This window comes from Neorhizobium tunisiense (genome assembly GCF_039631515.1).
Taxonomy (GTDB): Bacteria; Pseudomonadota; Alphaproteobacteria; order Rhizobiales; family Rhizobiaceae; genus Neorhizobium.
Map to the genome: position 1 here is coordinate 876061 of NZ_JBDIUU010000002.1, position 21401 is coordinate 897461.

Genomic DNA, 21401 nt, shown 5'->3' on the forward strand with positions numbered 1-21401 from the left:
ATTATTTTATTGAGCGGTCGCGAACAAAAGCCCGCCGGTGAAAGCGGGCTTCGTGCGTTCGGACGATGCCGCTGATCAGTCGGCGAGATCGGCCGGGACCTTGCCGCCGTTTTCGGCGAGCTTCTTCATCAGCGCCTTGTGGAGCCAGACGTTCATCGTCGCGGAGTCGTTGGTGTCGCCGGTGTAATGCAGTTCGGCGGCAAGCTCTTTGCGGGCCGTGAGGCTGGAATCGAGATCGAGCGCCTTCATCAGGTCGACGATCGACTTGCGCCAGTCAAGTTTCTGGCCGCTCTTCTTGACGGCGGCGTCGAGTATCGGAGTGATGTCGACGGGGCCGGACATAGCAGAGGTGGACGCCGTTGCCGAAGGGATGGGCGTCGGATTGCCCGCCGGGGCCGCGGACGCGGAAACCGGCGCGGCCGGCTTCAAGGGTTCGGCGGCCGGTGTTGCTTCATCCGCGCCCCAAATCGCATTCTTGATCTTGTCGAATATACCCATTTTAAACGTCTCCCTTAAGTTATCTGTCAGGAGAACGTCGGGCGGGCTTGAAAATTCTCAAGAGGCCGGCCGCAGGTAAATTGCGTACCTGCGGCCGGACATTGGATCAGGCCGTGCCCCAGATGGCTTCGGCGGTCTTGACGACGAGTTCGAGCTTGCGCTTCTGGTCGTCCTCGGTGATCGAGTTGCCTTCCTCGGTCGAGGCGAAACCGCATTGCGGCGCGATGCCGAGCTGGTCGATATCGACGAACTTGGACGCTTCGTCGAAGTGACGACGCAGCGAATCGAGGGTTTCCAGTTCACCGGTCTTGGTGGTGATGAAGCCGGGATAGACGCGCTGCTTGGAACCCTTCTGGAGCAGGGAGAGCGGCTGCAGGCCGCCGGAGCGCTCGGTGTCGTATTCCATGAAGAACATGTCGACGCCGGTCTTGTTGAAGATCGCGTCGGCCGCCGCATCGTAGCCGCCTTCGGCAGCCCAGGTGGAGCGGAAGTTGCCACGGCACATATGCATGCCGATCAGCATGTCCTTCGGACGATCCTTGATCGCTTCATGCATGGTCTCGGCATACTTCTGGATCAGCCAGTCCGGATCGTAGCCTTCCTCGCGCTTCATGGCGCGCTGCTTCTCATCGCCGAGATAGGCGAAATAGATGTCGTCCATCTGCAGGTAGCGGCAGCCGGCTTCGTAGAACTTCTGCACGGCCTTGGCATAGGTGCGGGCGAGAGCGGCGAAAAGCGCTTCCTGATCCTGATATTCCGGATAGGTTACGTCGGCGCGGGCGGTGCGGTAATGGGCGACGCTCGGGCCGGGGATGGAGATTTTCGGCGTCACCTTGGTGTTGGCGGCGAGGAACTTGAAGTGTTCCAGATGCGGGTGATCGTCCGGGAAGTCGAGCTTGCCGTTGATGGTCGGGAAGGTCGGCGGCAGCTTGACGCCGTGGAAGGTGACGCCCTTGTGGGCCTCGCGGGTGACGAATTCCATGCCGTCGAGCAGGCCGAGGAAATCGTAATGCCAGAAGTGGCGACGGGCTTCGCCATCGGTCACGACCTTCAGGCCGACGCTTTCCTGCAGCTTGACGAGTTCCCTGATGCCTTCGTCTTCGACGGCCTTCAACTCGTCTGCGGAAATGCTCTTGTCTTCATAGAACTTCTTGCGGGCTTCCTTGACGGAAGCGGGACGCAGCAGCGAACCGACGTGGTCGGCTCTGTAGGGAGGTGTGGACATTTGAAATCTCCTTCATGCGCAACACGGTGGTCGCGCCCATTGCTGGACGACCGGCTGGCAAGCCGGCCTTCGCTGCGGCGGACACGACCATATTTCAGACATTGATTCAACCTCTTCCCGATCCGATTCCGTTCCCCCGTGCAAGCCTTTGATGCGGAATCTTTTTCGCTTAGAGGCCCAGTGCCGTCAGCATCACGAAAGTGGCGAAAAGGACGAAATGGGTCATGCCTTCGATGGCGTTGGTCTGGCCGTCGTTGAGGTTGATGGCGGCGGCGACGAGGGTGATGGCGACCATCACCGTCTGCACCGGCGTCATCGCCATGACGAAGGGCTGGCCACTGTAGAGCGCGATGCCTTCCATCACCGGCACGGTGAGGATGACGGTCGAGAGCGAGGCGCCCATGGCGATGTTGACGACGGACTGCATGCGGTTGCGGAGTGCCGCGCGCAGTGCGGTCAGGATTTCCGGTGCCGCGGAAATCGCCGCGACCACGACCGCCATCAAGGTCACCGGTGCGCCGCTGCCTTCCAGGCCGGCATTCATCAAGATGGACATGAATTCGGCGAGGAAGCCGATGATCAGGACGCCGACAAGAATGACGCCGATGGAGATCGCCGCGGATTCGTGCTCGGCTTCGTGTTGCGGTGTCTGGCCGCCGGTTGCCGTCTCGGCGCGTGGATAGGTATAGCTGAAGAAATAGCTGTGCGGGCCGACCTGCATCTTCAGGAAGACCGCGTAGAGCGCGATCATCGCGCATATCGTGAAGGCGGAATAATAGTGCCAGCGGTCGCCGGGGATGAATTCCGGGACGATCATGGAAATGCCCATGGCGGTCAGGATCATCACGCTGTAGGTGCGGCTGGAATCGTCGTTATAGGGCTGCTCGCCGTGGCGTAGGCCGCCGAGCAGGGCAGCGAGGCCGAGGATGCCGTTGATGTCCAGCATGACCGCCGCGTAGATCGTGTCGCGCACCAGGGTGGGAGAGCTGGCATTGCCCATCATGATGGCGAGTATCAGCACTTCGACCGCCACCGCCGACAGCGTCAGGATCATCGTGCCGTAGGGGTCGCCGACCTTGCGTGCGAGCACTTCGGCATGGTGGGCGACACGGGTCGAGGCGAGAATGATGATGCCGATCAGGACGACGGCAGCGATCAGCGAAGCCGTCTGGCCGGCCTCGAGCACGGAATGTTCGATGGAATAAGCGACGACGCCTGCGGCCAGCGCGACGATGAGAAATCTTTCCTGCTTCAGCAGGGACAACAAACCCACATTCCACTCCTGACCTTGGCCGATGACAATCTAACGCGGCAATCTGCGGCATCAAGCAAGGTTCCGTTCTTGCGTCGAGGATTTGCGGTCGGAGGCCTTTGATGCCATAATTTATGACGTGATTTGCGATGTGGCTTGGAACTTCGCGGTACCTTTTTCAATTTCTCACCCCGGTGCCGCGACAGGACAAGATCCGAATGGATCGAGGCAGCCGTGAAAGACAGGAGGGAGTATGACCAAGGTTACCTATAAAGTCGTGCCGCATGACGGCGGTTGGGCCTATCGCCAGGGCGACGTCTATTCGGAAACTTTTCCCAGCCATTCCGACGCCTTGCAGGCGGCGCGCATCGTTGCGGCCGAGCAGCAGGTGGGCGGAGACCCGGAGGAGATCAGCTGGCAGGATGAAAAGGGCATCTGGCACACCGAATACAGCGAGGGTGGCGACCGGCCCGAGGCCGAGGTCATGGATGGCGAGGAGGGGTCGACCACCCACTAAAAGCGTCAACCGCGGACATAGTCCAGCAGGCCTTTGACGAGTGCGTCGAAGGTGACGCGCCAGCGGGGAGACGATTTCAGGTTTTCGTGCATGGCAACCCAGGTGTCGAGCGGCAGCTCGAAGACGCCAGGGAGTACCCGGACCAGATCCGGGTCGCGCCGGGCGAGGCCGACCTGGCAGATGCCGATGCCGACGCCGCCGCGGATCGCCGCCAGTTGCGCGAGATTGTTGTCGGCCCGGTAGCTCCAGCGGATATTTTCGATATCGGGAAAGGCCGGAGACGCCATGCGGATACGCTCCGCAGCGGCGCGAACGAAGGCGGTGCGGCGGTCGAAGCCGATCAGCCGGTGGGTTGCCAGGTCACCAGGTTTCTGCGGATAGCCATACCGATCCAGATAGCGGCGATGGGCGAACAGCCCGAGCGGAATCCCGCCGATATGGCGGGTGACGAGCGCATCCTGGGCCGGACTTGTCATGCGCACGGCGATATCCGACTCGCGTCTTAAAAGGTCCTCCAGTGAATCCGAGAGCGACAGTTCCAGTTCCAGCCCGGGATGCTCGTCCTGGAGAGCCGCGAGGATGGTTGGGAGAATCTCGACGCCGATCACCTCGCTTGCGCTGATCCTCACCGTTCCCTTGACCGCGCCGATCTCGCCCGAGGCCAGACGCTGCATTGCGGCGGTCGTGATGGCGAGGTTTTCCGCATAGGGTTGCATCGCCAGCGCCGGTTCGGTCGGCAGCAGGCCTTGCTGCGAGCGGGTGAAGAGCTGGTAGCCCACGGCCTCCTCAAGCGCGTCGATATGGCGGCCGACAGTCGGCTGGGTCAAGCCGAGTTCGCGCGCGGCGGCAGACAGTGAGCCGAGCTGCAGGACGGCGAGGAAGGTTCGGTAAAAGTCCCAGCTGATATCATTCATTTTTGTATGGATGCCAAAAATATTCTGTCAATTCCGTATAGGAGCGAAAGGCGTGATAGTCCAGTCAACGAAACCAGAAGGAACTATCCGCAATGTCTAAGCACTCCACGTCAAAGCCTGTTGCCCTCGTTCTCGGTGCAACAGGTGGGATCGGCGGCCATGTGGCGCGCGGTCTCGTCGCCCGCGGCTGGACCGTCCGGACGCTCAATCGCAAGGCCGGGGCAGCGGCCGAACGCGAGCCGCGCTTCCACTGGCTCCAGGGCGACGCGATGAATGCCGCCGACGTCCGCCGCGCCGCCCAGGATGCGAATCTGATCGTCCATGCGGTCAACCCGCCCGGTTACAAGGATTGGGAAAAGCTGGTTCTGCCAATGCTGGACAATACGATCGCCGCGGCCCGCGCCATTGGCGCCCGCGTCCTACTGCCCGGCACGGTCTACAATTACGGGCCGGATGCCTTTCCCGAGATCACCGAGGAAAGCCCGCAGAACCCGGTGACGCGCAAGGGCGCGATCCGGGTCGAACTGGAGCGGCGGCTCGAGGTTGCGTCGAGCGAGGGGGTGCCGGTGCTGATCGTGCGGGCAGGTGACTATTTCGGTCCGGGATCGGCCAATAGCTGGTTCGCTCAAGGGCTGGTCGAGCCCGGCAAGCCGGTGACGTCAGTCAGCCGGCCGAATGCCAGGGGCATCGGCCACCAATGGGCCTATCTGCCGGACGTGGCCGAGACCATGTTGCGGCTGATCGACCGCGCGGGTGAACTGCCGCGTTTCGCCCGCTTCCAGATGCGCGGTTTCTGGGACCGGGACGGCAGCGAGATGATCGCGGCAATCGGCAGGGTTGTCGGGCACGGGGTCAAGGTGAAGGCATTTCCGTGGTGGCTGCTGAAGCTCGGCTCGCCCTTCGTACCGATCTTCAGCGAGCTCGGCGAGATGCGCTACCTCTGGAAGGTGCCGGTGCGGATGGGCAATGACAAGCTGCTCGCCTTCCTCGGTGAGGAGCCTTCGACGCCGATCGATGACGCAGTTCGGACGACGCTTGTCGATCTCGGCTGCATGGAACCGAAACCAACCGGGGCCGCAAAGCCGGCGGCGCTTCTGGCCTGAGCAATATTCTCAAGAGGAAGGGGCCGCTTTTGGGCGGCCCCTTCCGAAGCTCATCAGGCGACTGCTTCGAGCGCCGGGTAGTCGGTATAGCCCTTGGCGCCGCCGCCATAGAGGGTCGCCTTGTCAAGTTCGTTGAGCGGCCCACCATCCTTGAAGCGCTGCACGAGATCCGGGTTGGCGATGAAGAGCTTGCCGAAGGCAACAGCATCCGCATAACCGCTTTCGACGGCCTTGGAGGCGCTTTCGCGATCGTAGCCGTTGTTGACGAGCCAACCGCCCTTGCCGCCGGCCTTACGGTAGATATTCTTGAGCTCCTGGTAGTCGAAGGGCTTGTCGCCCTGGAAGAAGGCGCGGTCGCCGCCGGTCGCACCCTCGACGATGTGGATGAAAGAGAGGCCGCGGGGCCCGAGTTGTTCGACCACATAGTTGAAGACGGCCTGCGGGTCCGGATCGCTGACGCCGTTGGCGGGCGTCACCGGCGACAGGCGGATGCCGACGCGGCCGGCGCCGATTTCCCTGGTGACGGCATCGACGACTTCCAGCACGAAACGGGCGCGGTTTTCGATCGAGCCGCCGTATTCGTCGGTGCGCTGGTTGGCGCCGGATTTCAGGAACTGGTCGATCAGGTAGCCGTTGGCGCCGTGCAGTTCGACACCATCAAAGCCGGCGTCGATCGCGGCGCGGGCGCCCTTGGCGAAGTCGGCGACGATGCCGGCGATTTCCGAATGTTCGAGCGCGCGGGGATCGGACGTATCGGCGAAGGCGCCGCTGCCATCCGCGTTGATGATGTAAGTCTTGCCGCCGGCAGGAATGGCCGAGGGAGCAACCGGAGCGCCGCCGTTCGGCTGCAGCGAGACGTGCGAGACGCGGCCGACATGCCAGATCTGGGTGACGATCTTGCCGCCCTTGCGGTGAACGGCATCAGTCACCTTCTTCCAGCCTTCGATCGCCTGCGGCAGATAGAGGCCAGGTACGTCCGCATATCCCTGGCCCTGCTGACTGACCGGCGTGCCCTCGGTGATAATCAACCCGGCGCCGGCGCGCTGTTCGTAATAGGTGACGTTGAGGTCGTTGGGGACCGCTTTCGGCGAGCGATTGCGCGTCAGGGGAGCCATGACGACGCGGTTCGAAAGTTCGATATCGCCGAACTTGGTCGGATCAAAAATGCTGGCCATGGGAAAATTCCTTATGCTGTTGGGAGGAGAGGCGGAGGGGTCAGAGGGTCGATCTGAGATCGTCGAGGAAGGCCGCGATGGTTTTCTCGTCGCGGTGGTAGAATGCCCATTGGCCGACGCGGTCGATTTTCACCAGGCCGGCCTTTTCGAGCGTCGAAAGATGCGCCGAGACCGTGGATTGGGAGAGGCCGCAGCGTTTTTCGAACTGGCTGGCGCAGATACCCATTTCGAGCGGATGCGCCTGATCGCAAAAATGACGTTCCGGCTCCTTCATCCATTCCAGGAACTCGACCCGGATCGGATGCGCCAGCACTTTTAGAATTTCCGTCTTGTCCATCGTCAGGATCCAATATCGGAGTTTCCCGATATATAGATCGGCCAAAGACGATTTAAAGGGAGCGATTTGCGAGAAACGGGAGATTGTAAAAAAAATGGGCCGCCGGATCGCTCCGAGGCCCAATAATTGTGAAGGTCAAAACCTCCAGAGGGGAACAGCCGGCACAGACGACAGGGACGTCGCCGAAGCGCGCCAGCTTAACTGAATATGGGGAGGCAAGTTTCGCTCGACAAGGGTATGGCTGGGATATTGAACAGAAGTTTTGACGCGGCTTGCGACGGCGAAAACCGGTGAATGAGCCACGGCTGGATTCAGGGCAAAAAAAGAGGGCCACTGGATCGCTCCAGGGCCCTATAATTGTGAAGGTCAAAAAAAACCTCCAGAGGGGAACAGCTGCTGCGGCGGAACTGGGAGGAAAAGCCGCCATGTGCATCAGCTGTGTGCGATATGGTGGTTTTTTGTGCAGTGAACAATAGCCTTTTGTGCAGGCCAGCCATGCGCAGGTCGCAATGCTTTAATTTAATGCGCTCGGTGGTTACATATCAGGCGGCCGCAGAACCCGCGAAATGCCCGGGATTTCCGGGTTTTTTCGGGCGGCTCCAGCCTAGGGAGCACGCCGTCAGAAATTCCAGTTGCGGGCCTTGCCGACCACGAAATCGCGGAAGACTTTCAGCTTCGCCGCGTTCTTCATTTCATCCGGGTAGCAGAAATAGGTATCGAAGGACGGGATGTCGGCATTGATGGCCAGCTGAATCAGCCCCGGATCGCGGCCGACGATGTAATCCGGCAGGCAAGCGATGCCTATCCCCAGCAGGCAGGCGCGCTTGATCGAGGTCTGGCTGTTGATCTGCAGATGCGGCGTACGGGTATTGTCCGACGACCGGCCCGCGTATTCCAGCCAGTTGACGTCGAGCAGGTAGTTCGGCGCCGGCTCCCCGAAGGTGATGATGCGATGGTGGTCGAGATCCTCGACGGATTGCGGCTCGCCGTAACGGTTGATGTAGGAGGGGGCCGCATAGACGTGCATGTGCACGGTAAAGAGCTTGCGCTGGATGAGGTCGGACTGTACCGGCTGGCGCAGGCGGATGGCGCAGTCCGCATGGCGCATGTTGACGTCCACCTCCTCGTTGTCGAGGATCAGCTGGATCGACATTTCCGGATAGAGTTGCAGGAATTCCTGCACCTTGTCGGTGAGCCAGCCCTGGCCGAGGCCGACGGTCGTCGTCACGCGTAGCTTGCCGGACGGTTTTTCCGTCGTCTCGGTGAGTTGCATCTTCACCGTCTCGAGCTTCAGCAGCACGTCGTGGGCGGTGCGGTAGAGCAGTTCGCCCTGTTCGGTGAGGATCAGGCCGCGCGCGTGGCGATGGAAGAGTTTTACCCCGACATCCTGTTCGAGCGCGCTGACCTGGCGGCTGATCGCCGACTGGGAAAGATGCAGCTTGTCGGCCGCATGGGTGAAGGACCCTGCCTCCGCCGCCGCGTGGAAAATGCGCAGTTTATCCCAGTCGAGCGGCACACCCATCGTTCAACGTCACTCCGCGGCTATGGCAACCGGCTGGATGCCGGAGAGGTAACGTTCGGCTTCGAGCGCTGCCATGCAGCCCATGCCGGCGGCGGTGATCGCCTGGCGGAAAGTGTCGTCGGTGACGTCGCCGGCGGCAAACACGCCGGGCACGTCGGTGGCGGTCGAATCGGGAGCCGTCCAGAGATATCCGTTCGGCTTCATCTTCAATTTGCCCTTGAAGAGTTCTGTCGCCGGCGCATGGCCGATCGCCACGAAGACGCCATGGATCGGGAAATCGGTGACCGTACCCGTCTGGGTGTTGCGCAGCTTGACGCCCTCGACGGACGGCGGCATCGGCGCCTTGGCCGGCTTGCCGGTGATCTCGGCGATCTCGGTGTTCCACAGCACATTGACATTGGGACGCTGGAAAAGGCGTTCCTGCAGGATCTTTTCCGAGCGGAACGAATCACGGCGATGCACGACCGTCACCGACTTGGCGATGTTCGACAGGTAGAGCGCTTCCTCGACCGCGGAATTGCCGCCGCCGACCACGATCACGTCCTTGTTGCGATAGAAGAAGCCGTCGCAGGTGGCGCAGGCGGACACGCCAAAGCCCTGGAACTGCTGTTCGGTTTCGATGCCGAGCCATTTTGCCTTGGCGCCGGTCGAGATGATGATCGTCTCGGCGGTCCAGACGGCGCCAGAATCGGTGCGCACGGTAAAGGGGCGATGGTTGAGCTCGACTTCGGTGACGAGGTCGTTGACGATTTCGGCGCCTACATGGGTCGCCTGTTTCAGCATCTGCTCCATCAGCCAGGGACCCTGGATCGGATCACCGAAGCCCGGATAGTTTTCGACATCCGTGGTGATCATCAACTGGCCACCCTGTTCCATGCCGGCGATCAGGACCGGTTTCAGCATGGCGCGCGCAGCGTAGATGGCGGCCGTATAACCGGCCGGGCCGGAGCCGATGATCAGGACCTCGGTATGACGGGAGGACATGGAGTAATTTCCTTTCAAAGACCGGTCGACGTTTTGTTGCCCCTCATATAGGTGGTCGATGTCCGGTCTGCCGCTTTAGAAGCGCCATGTAAGATCGATCCATGCAGCAATGCAAGGGCAGCCTTGCACTAACAACAGATCAGTTGGCATGGAAACCGGAAGCCAAGCGCCTCAAGACATATTCTTGCTTAAAATTCCTCTTGCGATAAAAGCACTGCAGAATGAAGGGGACCTCCGTGCTTCGCGCCGATCTTGATGCCATCGATCTAAAAATCCTGCGGGAATTGCAGCGCGACGGGCGCATGACCAATGTCGAGCTCGCAGAACGCGTCGGCATTTCGGCGCCGCCCTGCCTGCGCCGCGTGCGCAAGCTGGAAGAAGCCGGCATCATCGAAGGTTATCATGCGCTGCTCAACGCCCCGAAGCTGGGCGTCGATCTCGTCGCCTTCTGCATGGTCGGGCTGAAGCGCCAGTCGGATGCGGACCTCAAGGCCTTCGGGGCGAAGGTTCAGCAATGGCCGATGGTGCGGGAAGCCTGGATGGTCAACGGCGACAGCGATTTCCTGCTGCGCTGCGCTGCCCAGAACCTCACCGTCTTCCAGGACTTCGTCATCGAGGTGCTGACTGCCGACCAGCATGTCGATACCGTGCGTACCATGCTGACCATCCGCCAAGTCAAGCATCTAGGGCTGGTGGAAATCTGAAGCGGACCGTTGCCGGCAGGCGTATCTTCACTTGCTCCCGGCAGGACGAAACCGCTTTTTGTGGATGAAGGCGATCAGCTTGTCTTCCATCAGGCGCCGCTGCTTGGCGAGCGCGTAGAACCACTTCCGCTTGTTGGTCTTTCTGGCCCGGCCGGTGCTCGCCAGGATTTCGCTTGCCGCGTCCGTCGTGGTGACGGGCGAGGGCCAGAAGGAGTAGCCGTGGCCGGTGCGGGTCAGCCAGTGGCGGAAATAATTGTCAACCGGGGCGAACATCTTGCGGTGCTCCGCGAGGAACAGCCGGGCACCTTCGCGAGACCAGACGATGGCGCTGGTCGTCATCGGAAAGTAATGGGCTGCTACCAGTTCGCAGTCGTGGCCGCCGATGCCGTAGCGGGAAAGAGGGGTGGCGATCTTGAGCTTGTTGTTACCGATATTGATCAGCCGCCAGTCGGGATCGGCCTTTTCGAGATCGGGGAGGGCGGCTTGCAGCAGCTCAACGGGGTTGCAGAGCGGCAGCGCGTCGTCTTCGAGCACCAGCGCATAACGGGCATCGGACTTCAGGAAATGCTCGGCGACTTTCAGGTGGCTGCGATAGCAGCCGATTTCGCCGCCAACCAGGGTGCGCCCCATATAGTTCTGGGCGCGCTCGGCGTCGTAGTCCGGGATCGTCGCGAGATCGAATTTGCGGCCGTCGACGGCGGAGATCCGCTCGAAGGCGATGCCGAAGGCTGAAAGACGGTCGCTGATGGTCTGCAGGCGGTCATTGCTGCCATCCAGATTGATGACATAGGTCTCGAGCGATTGCATTTTACCCTTTTTCGGCGAGGAGGCGCAGCGACTTTTGGTCCGCCACGGCCGCTTCCGTCGCCGGTAGACTTGTGATGGTGCATCGACGTGGTCGAAGCTGTTTGCGTTTTGCTATATCGTGGCCGGGCCTTTTTGGGAACAGGCGGGGCTTTCCCCGATAACATCGTCCGAACCGGTGCGGAAGGATCACCGCAGCGGCATCCTGCCCAGCCCCAACATTTCAGCGGCAACCATTCCCATACCCCTTGCGCAGGTTTTTCAACCGTAACATATAGGCGGCGCTGCCTATAGATGCTGGTTTCCGGTATAAAGCGGCGGAAACAGACAGACGAGGCGACATCGATGCGGGTTCACCAGTATATTTTCGGCAAGGACGGCGGGGCGGAGAAGTTCTTCGTGCATCTGGTCGGCGCGCTTGCACGACGCGGCGTTGAGCAGACGGCCGTGATGCGCTGGAACCGCCGCTGGAAGCCGGATGTCGAGGCTCATGCCAAGGTGATCGAGAGCAATTTCCGCAACCTGTCGATCGATCGCATCCTTCTGCCGATGAAGGTGCTCTCCATGGCAAAGCGGGACAAGGCCGACGCGATCATTTCCTGGTCCACCCGCGGTGCTCGCCTGATGCCGGACTATAAGGGGGGTATCAAACTCTCCCGTCTCGGCGACTATCCGACCCACCTCGGTTATTTCAAGAACTCCGACATTCTCGTCTGCAACACGCCGGGCATTGCCGACCATGTGCGCAACAATCTCGGCTGGACCCGCGGCGTCGAGGTCATCTCGAACTTCACCGATACGTCGGTCGTGGCGCCCGTCTCGCGCTCGGTTGCCAACACGCCGGAAGGCGTGCCGCTGATCATGACGATGGGCCGTTTCGTCAAGCGCAAGCGGTTCCACCTGCTGATTGAGGCGATGGTCGCGGTGCCGGACGCTTATCTGTGGATCGCCGGCGACGGCGAGGAGCGGGAAGCGCTGGAGGCTGTCATGCGCCAGCACAAGATGGAGAACCGGGTCCGGTTCCTCGGATGGCACAAGGATACGCGGCCCTATCTTGCCGCCGCCGACATCTTCATCATGCCGTCCAGCCACGAGCCGCTCGGCAACGTCATCTTCGAAGCCTGGGCTCAGAGCAAGCCGGTGATTTCCTCGCGCTCGGAAGGCCCGTCATGGTTCGTACAGGACGGTGAGAACGGCCTGCTCGTCGATATCGACGACGTTCCGGGCTATTCGCGCGCCATCAACCAGTTGATCGCAGACCCTCAGCTGGCTGCGAGCCTTGGCGAAAAGGGCAGGGCGACGCTGGTCGGGCAGTTTTCGGAAGAGGCGGTGGCGAACGCCTATATCGAGCTTTTCAAGCGGAAGCCGTGATCCGGTAGATATTGCCGAGCAATTTGGCCTCGCCGTCGATGCTGAAATTTTCGAGCGCGTGGGCGCGGGAGTGGCCCGAGGCGGCCTTGCGGCGGGCCTCGTTGTCCATGAAGGCGGCTGCGGCCTCTGCCATGGCATCGACGCTGTCGCGGGCGATGATCAGGCCGGTTTCCTCTTCGCCCGTCACCAGGAGTTCCGGGAAGGCGCCGACATCGGTGGCGATCACCGGGACCGCGGTCGCCATGGCTTCCAACGGGGTGAGGCCGAAACCTTCCCAGCGCTGCGGCGCGATGAAGAGGTCGAGGGCGCGATACCATTCGTTGATATCGGTGTGCTCGCCGACGAACAGGATGCGGTCGGCGAGACCGGCGGCGGCGACCTTCTTCTTCAGTCCGTCTTCAAAATCCACATGCGGACCGGTGGCGCGGCCGGCGACGATCGCCGACCAGTCCTTGCGATCGGCAAGCACCCGGATCATTGAATCCACAAAGAGATCGGTGCCCTTCTGGCGCCGCACGCGGCCGAAGCAGCCGACGATCTTCTGTGCGGGGTCGAGGCCGCGAGCGCGCTTGGCCTCCCCTTTGTCCGATGGCGGCGAGAAGCGGTTGGTGTCGATGCCGTGCAGCACGACGGTGTTCCTGACCGTCAGGTAGTCAGCCGTCTTGCCGCTGGTGGCGATCACGCTGTCCATCTTCGAGACCAGCCATTTCGTCCAGCCGGTATGGTGCCTTTGTGAGGCGGACGTGAAGACGATCTTCAGTGGCATGCGCAGCACGTCGCGCATGAAAATTGCCGGCAGCATCTCGATATTGCGGCGCGCGTGCCAGATCCGGCACCGTTTGCCGCGCGGCGGGGTCCACAGGCGGAAGAGGTCGCGGTAACGGATATGCGGCAGATCGGCGGGCAGGCCGGGCCCAAGCGCTGCAACCTTCTGGCCGAGCGATCTCTGGACGGGCACGAGCTGGATGATCGTCGACGTGACGCCGGAGAGGCGCCGCTTGAAATTCGGCGCGATCACTTCGACGTCACGGATATCGATGATGGCGGAATCGCCGTTTTTGCCCACGGGCTTATCAGCCCCAGGAAATGGCGAGGATTTCGTAGGCCTTGGAGCCGCCGGGGGCGACAACTTCGATCGAGTCGCCCTTTTCCTTGCCGATCATCGCACGCGCGATCGGCGAAGAGATTGAGATACGGCCAGCCTTCACATCGGCTTCCTGGTCGCCGACGATCTGGTAGACCTTTTCTTCCTCCGTATCCTCGTCGATGAGTTTCACGGTCGCGCCGAACTTGATCTTGGCGCCGGACATCTTGGACAGATCGATGACTTCGGCGCGCGCGGTCAGGTCTTCGAGTTCCGTGATACGGCCTTCGTTGTGGCTCTGGGCCTCCTTGGCAGCATGGTACTCGGCGTTTTCCGAAAGGTCGCCATGGGCGCGCGCTTCCGCGATTGCCTCGATGATACGGGGACGCTCCTCCTGCTGGCGCCAGCGCAGCTCTTCCTGCAGTTTGGAAAAACCGCTCTGCGTCATCGGTACCTTTTCAACCATTTCCTTGTCCTTCAGGCGCATGCCCGCGGATGCCGCGGACACAAAAAGAAACAGGTTCCGGAGCAAAACTTCGGAACCATCGTAAAATCAGAATGTAGGTCACTATAACAGAATTTCGACAGCGAGCGCTAGGAATTTCGAAACCTTGTCGGTGTGCCCCTCCTTCCACATGAGATTGTAAGCGGCACCGTTTGTCAATGACTTGACAGGCAGAAAGAGAACATATAGAGAACATGCTAATGAAGAAATCGCTGAAAGAACGCTTGGCGATCCTTTCGGACGCCGCCAAACACGATGCGTCCTGTGCCTCCAGCGGGACCATGAAGCGGGACTTGTCCGCGACGGGCGGGCTCGACTCGACGGAAGGTTCGGGCATCTGCCTTCGTGCGCGTCAAGGAACTGCCCCGCTGGCGGAGGGTGCGGCCGGGCATGGCGCGCTGGATCAAGCGCTTGGCGGCGTGAGCGGAGAGAATGATTAAGGCGGCTCAAGGGACGAAAGTCGGCTCTTTCGGCAGGTTGGGCGGGTTGTAGGTGCCGGCATCCAGCCGGGTCTTGACCGAGTCGTGAAGCTTCGCCCCGTCCGGAATGAGGCGCCGGTCTTCGAGCGGAAAATACAGGCCCGTGCGATCGCCCCGTTTGCGCCATGAGCTCTCCGGGACCCGTCGCGGAATGTATTCGAGGATTTTCCAGCCCTTCGTCATCGAGTCGTGCAGCTGGGCTTTGGGATCCGGCGGGACGTATTTGTTGGCGTTCTTGCCGAGCACGATATTGTTGATGGTGCGCGTGACGTAGATGAGGCCGGTCGACCCGGTCTCGCGGATCATCCAGTCGAGCGGGAGCTTGATCTGGCCGCTTTCCGCCTCCGGGTAACCTCCGCCGATATCGCCATGCACGCCGGAAAACCACACTTCCTTGAAGTCCTGTTTCGCGACGGTTTTCGGCTTGAACGGGCCGCCCCAATAATCCTGATCCGGCGTCCAGAGTTCCGGCCGGAACATGGTGCGACGCTCGTCGATCGCCACGGCATGGCGCACGCATTCGACGCTCGGATTCTTGCGGGTGAACGGGTGGGTCTTCAATTGCGGGCGCCATTTGCCCGATTCGATGACCGACGCCACCGTATCGAAAAGGCCGAGGAGCGCGATCGGCGGACGGTCGTTGCGCAGCATTCGCTCGTAGAGGCGCATGCTGGCGAATGCCGAGGATGCGTCTTCATCCTCGATCGCATCTTCGCTGCGCTGTTCCTGCTCGGGAATACCCTTGTAGGTCTTGTAGGCGTAGTCCAGCAGGTTCAGGTGATATTTGGTGGTCAGCCCGAAGGCGTGGATGAAGCCGGCAAGGACACGCGCCGAATAGGCGCCGCGGCTGAAGCCGAATATATAGATGCGGTCCCGATCCGCATGCCGGCCCTCGACGTTCTTGGGGCCGCGCTCATAGTTTTCGACCAGGAAACGATAGGCTTCCTTGACGTTCTCGTCCAAACCCCAGCCGGTGGCCAGCCCCCAGACTTCGAAGGCCTTGCGATAGAATCGCGACCAGGAGTTTGCAGCACCGAAGGTGCCGACACCGGGGTCGTAATAGACGATCTGCTCGTCCGACCGCTTCAGGCAGCCGAACAGCCGCAGGACATTCGTGCGGTCGGCGGATATTTCATTCGATGTGCCGTCGAACAGAATGACGATATTCTTTGACATGGCTTCCCCCCGGATGATCCAGCCCTCAGACTATCATCACCGTGTCATGTTTACAATTTTAAGTAGGTGCATCAATCTCGGTACTTACCATTTTGCGGGAGGCAGGCATGGCCGATTTCAGATTCGCGACTTTCAATCTCTATCACTTCGCCGCACCAGGCATTTTCTGGCATGAGCGGGATCCGAAATCGACTTACACGCCCGAGCAGTGGCAGGCCAAACAGGCCTGGATTTCGGACATGCTGGCGCAGATGAATGCAGATGTGATCGGCTTCCAGGAAGTGGTTTCATTCGAGGCGCTGAAAGACCTGGTTGCCGCTGCCGGCTATCCGCATTTCTACAATGCCGGCGCGCCGATTTTCGACGCTGAGGACAGTGCGATCTACGTGAACGCCACGGTGGCGATCGCCTCGCGTCATCCTTTCGCGGAGGTCGGCGACCTGATCGGTGTTGCCGATATCGACGTCGATACGGTCGTCGATCCCGGTTTCAGGTTCTCGCGTACGCCGGTCGCGGCGCGCATCGACCTGGCCGGGATCGGCGGGTTGGACATCTATGTCTGCCACCTGAAATCACAGGGCGCTTTCGTCGATCCGCGCGATGTCGATCCGATCGAAGACTGGGCAGAGAAGATCAAGACCTACTATTTGCTCCGCAACGCCGCCGGCGTGGACCAGGTCGCCAAGCGGGCAGCGGAAGCCGGTGTCGTCTACCGGCTCTTCCGCCGCGCCATCGACCGCGACAACGATGCGCCGGTCCTGCTGCTCGGCGACCTCAACGAGGGGCCGGATTCGCACACGATCGGCATTCTGACCCAGGGCGAACGGGTGTTTTCCTGGGGCAGCATTCCGGGCAACGGCATTCCGCCGGAATTCGCATTCCTCAAACATGTCTACAAGCTCTACGACACCTGGCCCCTCGTGCCGACCCAACTCCAGGGCCGGCCGATCACCCATAGCAGTTCGGGCCATGGCTCGATCCTCGACTATGCGATCGTTTCCAACGGGCTCAATCCGAACAATCCGCGCCGGCGCGGCGCGGTGACCAAGGTGGAGGTCTTCGACGATCATTTCCGGGACGGGACGCCGAAGGGGATTGCCTCCGACCATGCACCGGTCATCGTCACCATAAATGGGCGCGATGCTTAAAGACGTGGACGCGAAGCGCGGCGGCCGAAGGCGTTTCTTCGGCCGCGCCGTCAGTTTCAGGCGAAGTAGCTCTGCAGCGGGCGGACTTCGAGATTGCCGGCTTTCAATGCCTTGATCGCCATGGCAGCGGCTTCGGCGCCGGCCATGGTGGTGTAATAAGGCACTTTCTGCATCAGCGTGGCGCGGCGGAGCGATTTGGAGTCCGAGATCGCCTTGTTGCCGTCCGTGGTGTTGATGACGAGCTGGACCTGGCGGTTGCGGATCGCATCCTCGATATGCGGGCGGCCTTCCAGCACCTTGTTGATGCGGGTCGAGACAATGCCCTGTTCGGCGAGGAAGCGGGCAGTGCCGCTGGTCGCCAGAACCTTGAAGCCGATATCGGTCAGGATGCGGATCGCCGGGAGCACGCGGGCCTTGTCCTCGTCGCGCACGGAGACGAACACCGTGCCGTCGCGCGGCAGTTCGACACTGGCACCGAGCTGCGACTTGGCGAAGGCGAGCGCGAAATCCGTGTCGAGGCCGATGACTTCACCGGTCGAGCGCATTTCCGGGCCGAGCAGGATGTCGACGCCGGGGAAGCGGGCGAACGGGAAGACGGCTTCCTTGACGGCGATATGCTTCAGGTTGCGCGGATCGGGCTTGGTGCCGTAGGCGGCAAACGTCGCGTCGAGCTTTTCGCCGGCCATGACACGGGCGGCGATCTTGGCGATCGGCGCGCCGATGGTCTTTGCGACGAAGGGCACGGTGCGCGAGGCGCGCGGGTTGACTTCGAGCACGTAGACGGTGCCGTCCTTGATGGCGAACTGCACATTCATCAGGCCAACGACATGCAGGGCCTTGGCCATCGCCTTGGCCTGGCGTTCCAGTTCGTCGATCATTTCCGGCGAGAGGGTGCGCGGCGGCAGCGAGCAGGCGCTATCGCCCGAATGGATGCCGGCTTCCTCGATATGTTCCATGATGCCGGCGACATAGACGTCGGTGCCGTCGCAGACGCAATCGACATCGACTTCGATCGCATTGCTCAGGTAGCTGTCGAACAGCAGCGGGTTCTTGCCGAGCAGGGTGTTGATCTGGCCGGTCTTGTCGTTCGGGTAACGCTGCTTGATATCTTCCGGCACGAGGCCCGGCACGGTGTCGAGCAGGTAGGTCTGCAGCATCGATTCCGAGTGGATGATCTGCATGGCGCGGCCGCCGAGCACGTAGGACGGGCGAACGACCAGCGGGAAGCCGATTTCGGCGGCGACCAGGCGGGCCTGCTCGACCGAATAGGCGATGCCGTTGTTCGGTTGGTTGAGGTCGAGCTTCATCAGAAGCTTCTGGAAGCGGTCGCGGTCTTCGGCAAGGTCGATCATGTCGGGCGCGGTGCCGAGAATCGGGATGCCATTCTTTTCGAGCGCTTCGGCAAGCTTCAGCGGCGTCTGGCCGCCGAACTGGACGATGACGCCGACCACTTCGCCCTTCTCCTGCTCGGCGCGCAGGATCTCGATCACGTCTTCGGCCGTCAGCGGCTCGAAATAGAGCCGGTCCGACGTGTCGTAGTCGGTGGAGACGGTTTCCGGGTTGCAGTTGATCATGATCGCTTCATAGCCGGCATCCTTCAGCGCGAAGGCGGCATGGCAGCAGCAATAGTCGAACTCGATGCCCTGGCCGATGCGGTTCGGACCGCCGCCGAGGATGACGACCTTCTTGGCAGCCGAGACTTCGGCTTCCGAACGGAGGCTGCCGACGAAAGGCGTCTCGTAGGTCGAGTACATGTAGGCGGTCGGCGAGGCGAATTCGGCAGCGCAGGTATCGATGCGCTTGAAGACCGGGCGGACATTGAGGCTGTTACGGAGCTCGGCCACTTCCTTGGGGCGCTTGGAGGTCAGGCTGGCAAGGCGGGCATCGGAAAAGCCCATGGCTTTCAGCATGCGCAGGTTCTCGGCGTCTTCCGGCAGGCCGTGCTCGCGAATGCGGGCTTCCATGTCAGTAATGGCCTTCAATTGCGCGATGAACCAGGGGTCGATCTTGCAGGCCTCGTGAACCTCGCCTTCGGTGAGGCCGAGGCGCAGCGCCTGGGCAACCATGCGCAGGCGGTCCGGAGTCGGCGTGCCGATCGCGGCGCGGATGGCGTTTCTGGAATTCTCGCCGTCCTCGAAGCCGGGGATCTCGATCTCATCGAGGCCGGTCAAACCGGTTTCGAGGCCGCGCAGCGCCTTCTGCAGCGATTCCGCGAAGGTGCGGCCGATCGCCATCACTTCGCCGACCGACTTCATCGCGGTCGTCAGCACCGGCGAGGCGCCCGGGAATTTTTCGAAGGCGAAACGCGGGATTTTCGTCACGACGTAGTCGATCGACGGTTCGAACGAGGCGGGCGTCGCGCCGCCGGTGATGTCATTGTCGAGTTCGTCGAGCGTGTAGCCGATGGCGAGCTTGGCGGCGACCTTGGCGATCGGGAAGCCGGTGGCCTTCGATGCGAGCGCCGACGAGCGCGAGACGCGCGGGTTCATTTCGATGACGACGAGGCGGCCGTCCTTCGGGTTGACGGCGAACTGCACGTTCGAACCGCCGGTCTCGACACCGATCTCGCGCAGCACCGCGATCGAGGCGTTGCGCATCATCTGGTATTCCTTGTCGGTCAGCGTCAGCGCCGGCGCGACGGTGATCGAATCGCCGGTGTGGACACCCATCGGATCGATGTTCTCGATCGAGCAGATGATGATGCAGTTGTCCGCCTTGTCGCGGATCACCTCCATCTCGTATTCCTTCCAGCCGAGCACCGACTCCTCGATCAGCACTTCGGTGGTCGGCGAGGCATCAAGGCCGCCACCGACGATCTCGAAGAATTCCGAGCGGTTGTAGGCAATGCCGCCGCCGGTGCCGCCCATGGTGAAGGACGGGCGAATGATGGCGGGCAGGCCGACCACGTCGATCGCCTGGGCGGCGATCGCCATGGCGTGGCTGATGTAGCGCTGCTTGCGGTCGGTCTCGCCGAGGTTCCACTGGTTTTCGAGCGCATCGAGTGCCCTGTCGAGTTCGGCACCCGTCAGGCTTTCCTTGACCCGGTTGCGCTCGATCTCATGGGTCTTTCGGTCGGCATCCTTGATGTCGGTGGCATTGGCCAGCATCGACTTCGGGGTTTCGAGCCCGATGCGGGACATCGCCTCGCGGAAGAGGGCGCGGTCTTCGGCCATGTCGATGGCGGCCGGCTTGGCGCCGATCATCTCGACATTATAGCGGTCGAGCACGCCCATGCGCTTCAGGGAGAGAGCGGTATTTAGCGCCGTCTGGCCGCCCATGGTCGGCAGCAGCGCGTCCGGGCGTTCCTTGGCGATGATCTTGGCGACGACTTCGGGGGTGATCGGCTCGACGTAAGTGGCGTCGGCAAGGCCCGGGTCGGTCATGATCGTCGCCGGGTTGGAATTGACCAGGATGACCCGGTAGCCTTCTTCCTTCAGCGCCTTGCAGGCCTGGGTGCCGGAATAATCGAACTCGCATGCCTGGCCGATGACGATCGGACCCGCGCCGATTATGAGGATCGATTTCAAATCTTGGCGCTTGGGCATGGGTATCTTTCCGCTTTTTTCCTGCGCAGAAAACCGGCACGGCGTGGAATACCACCGGTCGGGTCGCGCGCGCATGTCTTTTCAGGCTAGACGCGGCTTATAGGCAAATGTTCTGGGGAACGGAACCCCATAAATCGCCAAATCGACAGGAAAAGCGTTCGGCGTGGCTTGCCAACGAAGCCGGCTTTTCGACGAGTTCACCGCTGGCGTTCCCGCGGTACTGTCCGTCGTACCGATCATGCCCTAGCTGGAAGCTCGTCGAAACGCGCGCGCACCGCATCGGCATAGGTCCGGCTCACCGGGATTTCCGTGCCGTCCTTCATGATCAGCACAAGCCTGCCGCCGTCGCGTTTCAACCTGTCGACATGGGTATCGGCCACCCAGTGGGAGCGGTGCACCTGCAGGCCGGGCGTGGCCCCAAGTTCCTTCAGGGCGTCGGCGAAACGCAGAAGGACCAGTTCGTGGCCGCGGCTGGTGACCACGTCGGTATAATGATCCTCGACCGAAAGCCGCAGGAGTGCGCCGCGGTTTTGGGGTTTCAGGCGGGCTAGGATTTCGGGTTCGGATGAGGGCGAGGCTGTCGGCGCCGGTACAAGCGCGGGCGGGGCGGAAACCTCGGCGATCTGACGGTGCATGGCCGTGTAGGTCAGAAGACAGAAGAGGGCGCAAAGCGGCAGCGCGAACAGCGCCCGGTGAAAACCGTTGCCCACGTTGGTCCAGTGGCCGAAGAACGCGAAATCGATGACGCCGAGGGCGAAGCCGATCGGCAGGGCCGCGGCCAGCGAACCGATCATCATGCGGGCGAGCGTGTGGTTGAGATGCGGGCGCAGCAGGATTTCGGCCATCAGCGCGAAACAGATGGCGATCGTCCAGGTGACGGCATGGACGGTCAGCCAGTAGCCGAACCGGACGCCGAGGGTCATGCGCTCGAACGTGCCGTAGGGGCCGGTGACGACGAAGATCAGAACGACGAGCGTAAACGTCGTCCAGAAGCGCCAGGAGCGGGTGAAGAGCTGCAATTCACGAAGCGTGGAGCTCAAAAACGGGTGATTCACGAA

At 61.7% G+C, this 21401-nt stretch carries 19 protein-coding genes and 1 pseudogene; 6 read left to right on the plus strand and 14 right to left on the minus strand.

All coding sequences use genetic code 11. From position 1 onward, the window contains the following. Window positions 1-75: 75 nt before the first annotated feature. From ABCW43_RS13420 to ABCW43_RS13430, 3 genes are all read right to left on the minus strand, one after another. Window positions 76-498 (minus strand): DUF3597 domain-containing protein, encoded by a 423-nt coding sequence (locus tag ABCW43_RS13420; RefSeq protein ID WP_345925104.1) that lies wholly within the window; start codon window positions 496-498, stop codon window positions 76-78. Window positions 499-604: 106 nt separating this feature from the next. After that, the gene (locus ABCW43_RS13425; RefSeq protein WP_345925106.1) at window positions 605-1723 is read right to left on the minus strand and encodes a 5-methyltetrahydropteroyltriglutamate--homocysteine S-methyltransferase; all 1119 of its coding nucleotides are present in this window, start codon (window positions 1721-1723) and stop codon (window positions 605-607) included. A gap of 169 nt (window positions 1724-1892) precedes the next feature. Continuing rightward, the gene (locus ABCW43_RS13430; protein ID WP_345925108.1) at window positions 1893-2996 is read right to left on the minus strand and encodes a calcium:cation antiporter; all 1104 of its coding nucleotides are present in this window, start codon (window positions 2994-2996) and stop codon (window positions 1893-1895) included. 232 nt (window positions 2997-3228) lie between these two features. Between ABCW43_RS13430 and ABCW43_RS13435 the strand changes: the two genes are divergently transcribed. After that, on the plus strand, window positions 3229-3492 hold the full coding sequence (locus tag ABCW43_RS13435; protein ID WP_345925110.1) for a DUF2188 domain-containing protein: 264 nt from the start codon (window positions 3229-3231) through the stop codon (window positions 3490-3492). A gap of 5 nt (window positions 3493-3497) precedes the next feature. Here ABCW43_RS13435 and ABCW43_RS13440 read toward each other — a convergent pair whose 3' ends face one another. Continuing rightward, window positions 3498-4406: a LysR family transcriptional regulator gene (locus tag ABCW43_RS13440; RefSeq protein ID WP_345925112.1), complete on the minus strand. Its 909-nt coding sequence runs from the start codon at window positions 4404-4406 to the stop codon at window positions 3498-3500. Window positions 4407-4498: 92 nt separating this feature from the next. On the opposite strand from ABCW43_RS13440, the gene ABCW43_RS13445 reads away from it, so the two are divergent. Further along, window positions 4499-5509 (plus strand): NAD-dependent epimerase/dehydratase family protein, encoded by a 1011-nt coding sequence (locus ABCW43_RS13445; RefSeq protein ID WP_345925114.1) that lies wholly within the window; start codon window positions 4499-4501, stop codon window positions 5507-5509. Between the two features lie 53 nt (window positions 5510-5562). Here the strand turns inward: ABCW43_RS13445 and ABCW43_RS13450 are convergent, their stop codons facing one another. The 4 genes from ABCW43_RS13450 to trxB form a co-directional block, all read right to left on the minus strand. Beyond that, window positions 5563-6684 carry an alkene reductase gene (locus ABCW43_RS13450; protein WP_345925117.1) on the minus strand — a complete coding sequence of 374 codons (1122 nt, stop codon included), beginning with the start codon at window positions 6682-6684 and terminating at the stop codon, window positions 5563-5565. 40 nt (window positions 6685-6724) lie between these two features. Next, window positions 6725-7021, minus strand: a complete 297-nt coding sequence (locus ABCW43_RS13455) for an ArsR/SmtB family transcription factor (RefSeq protein WP_345925119.1) — start codon at window positions 7019-7021, stop codon at window positions 6725-6727. Between the two features lie 619 nt (window positions 7022-7640). Continuing rightward, complete coding sequence (locus tag ABCW43_RS13460) at window positions 7641-8537, minus strand: LysR family transcriptional regulator VtlR (RefSeq protein ID WP_038549439.1); 897 nt, start codon at window positions 8535-8537, stop codon at window positions 7641-7643. Window positions 8538-8552: 15 nt separating this feature from the next. Then, a complete protein-coding gene (gene trxB, locus ABCW43_RS13465) occupies window positions 8553-9527 on the minus strand; it encodes a thioredoxin-disulfide reductase (RefSeq protein WP_345925121.1) in 975 nt (324 codons plus the stop codon). Between the two features lie 221 nt (window positions 9528-9748). On the opposite strand from trxB, the gene ABCW43_RS13470 reads away from it, so the two are divergent. Beyond that, complete coding sequence (locus tag ABCW43_RS13470) at window positions 9749-10231, plus strand: Lrp/AsnC family transcriptional regulator (RefSeq protein WP_445738934.1); 483 nt, start codon at window positions 9749-9751, stop codon at window positions 10229-10231. Between the two features lie 27 nt (window positions 10232-10258). Here ABCW43_RS13470 and ABCW43_RS13475 read toward each other — a convergent pair whose 3' ends face one another. Then, complete coding sequence (locus ABCW43_RS13475) at window positions 10259-11038, minus strand: glycosyltransferase family 25 protein (RefSeq protein WP_345925123.1); 780 nt, start codon at window positions 11036-11038, stop codon at window positions 10259-10261. Window positions 11039-11380: 342 nt separating this feature from the next. On the opposite strand from ABCW43_RS13475, the gene ABCW43_RS13480 reads away from it, so the two are divergent. Continuing rightward, window positions 11381-12406, plus strand: coding sequence for a glycosyltransferase (locus ABCW43_RS13480; protein ID WP_345925125.1), 1026 nt, complete (start codon window positions 11381-11383; stop codon window positions 12404-12406). Here ABCW43_RS13480 and ABCW43_RS13485 read toward each other — a convergent pair. Together ABCW43_RS13485 and greA are read right to left on the minus strand one after the other, a co-directional pair. Beyond that, window positions 12390-13448: a glycosyltransferase family 4 protein gene (locus ABCW43_RS13485; RefSeq protein ID WP_345925473.1), complete on the minus strand. Its 1059-nt coding sequence runs from the start codon at window positions 13446-13448 to the stop codon at window positions 12390-12392. The genes ABCW43_RS13480 and ABCW43_RS13485 overlap by 17 nt on opposite strands. A 31-nt stretch (window positions 13449-13479) precedes the next feature. Next, complete coding sequence (gene greA / locus ABCW43_RS13490; RefSeq protein ID WP_345925127.1) at window positions 13480-13956, minus strand: transcription elongation factor GreA; 477 nt, start codon at window positions 13954-13956, stop codon at window positions 13480-13482. A 239-nt stretch (window positions 13957-14195) separates the two neighbouring features. Here greA and ABCW43_RS13495 point away from each other — a divergent pair. Further along, window positions 14196-14336 (plus strand): annotated as a pseudogene (locus ABCW43_RS13495) (putative DNA modification/repair radical SAM protein); the annotation flags it as partial. 105 nt (window positions 14337-14441) lie between these two features. Here the strand turns inward: ABCW43_RS13495 and ABCW43_RS13500 are convergent. Further along, window positions 14442-15650, minus strand: a complete 1209-nt coding sequence (locus tag ABCW43_RS13500) for a T6SS phospholipase effector Tle1-like catalytic domain-containing protein (RefSeq protein ID WP_345925129.1) — start codon at window positions 15648-15650, stop codon at window positions 14442-14444. 107 nt (window positions 15651-15757) lie between these two features. Here ABCW43_RS13500 and ABCW43_RS13505 point away from each other — a divergent pair, with 107 nt between their 5' ends. Beyond that, window positions 15758-16798: an endonuclease/exonuclease/phosphatase family protein gene (locus ABCW43_RS13505; protein ID WP_345925132.1), complete on the plus strand. Its 1041-nt coding sequence runs from the start codon at window positions 15758-15760 to the stop codon at window positions 16796-16798. A 56-nt stretch (window positions 16799-16854) separates the two neighbouring features. Here ABCW43_RS13505 and carB read toward each other — a convergent pair whose 3' ends face one another. Both carB and ABCW43_RS13515 read right to left on the minus strand, forming a co-directional pair. Next, window positions 16855-20343, minus strand: a complete 3489-nt coding sequence (gene carB / locus ABCW43_RS13510; RefSeq protein WP_345925134.1) for a carbamoyl-phosphate synthase large subunit — start codon at window positions 20341-20343, stop codon at window positions 16855-16857. A 236-nt stretch (window positions 20344-20579) separates the two neighbouring features. Further along, window positions 20580-21398, minus strand: coding sequence for a LytTR family DNA-binding domain-containing protein (locus ABCW43_RS13515; protein ID WP_345925136.1), 819 nt, complete (start codon window positions 21396-21398; stop codon window positions 20580-20582). Window positions 21399-21401: the final 3 nt, after the last annotated feature.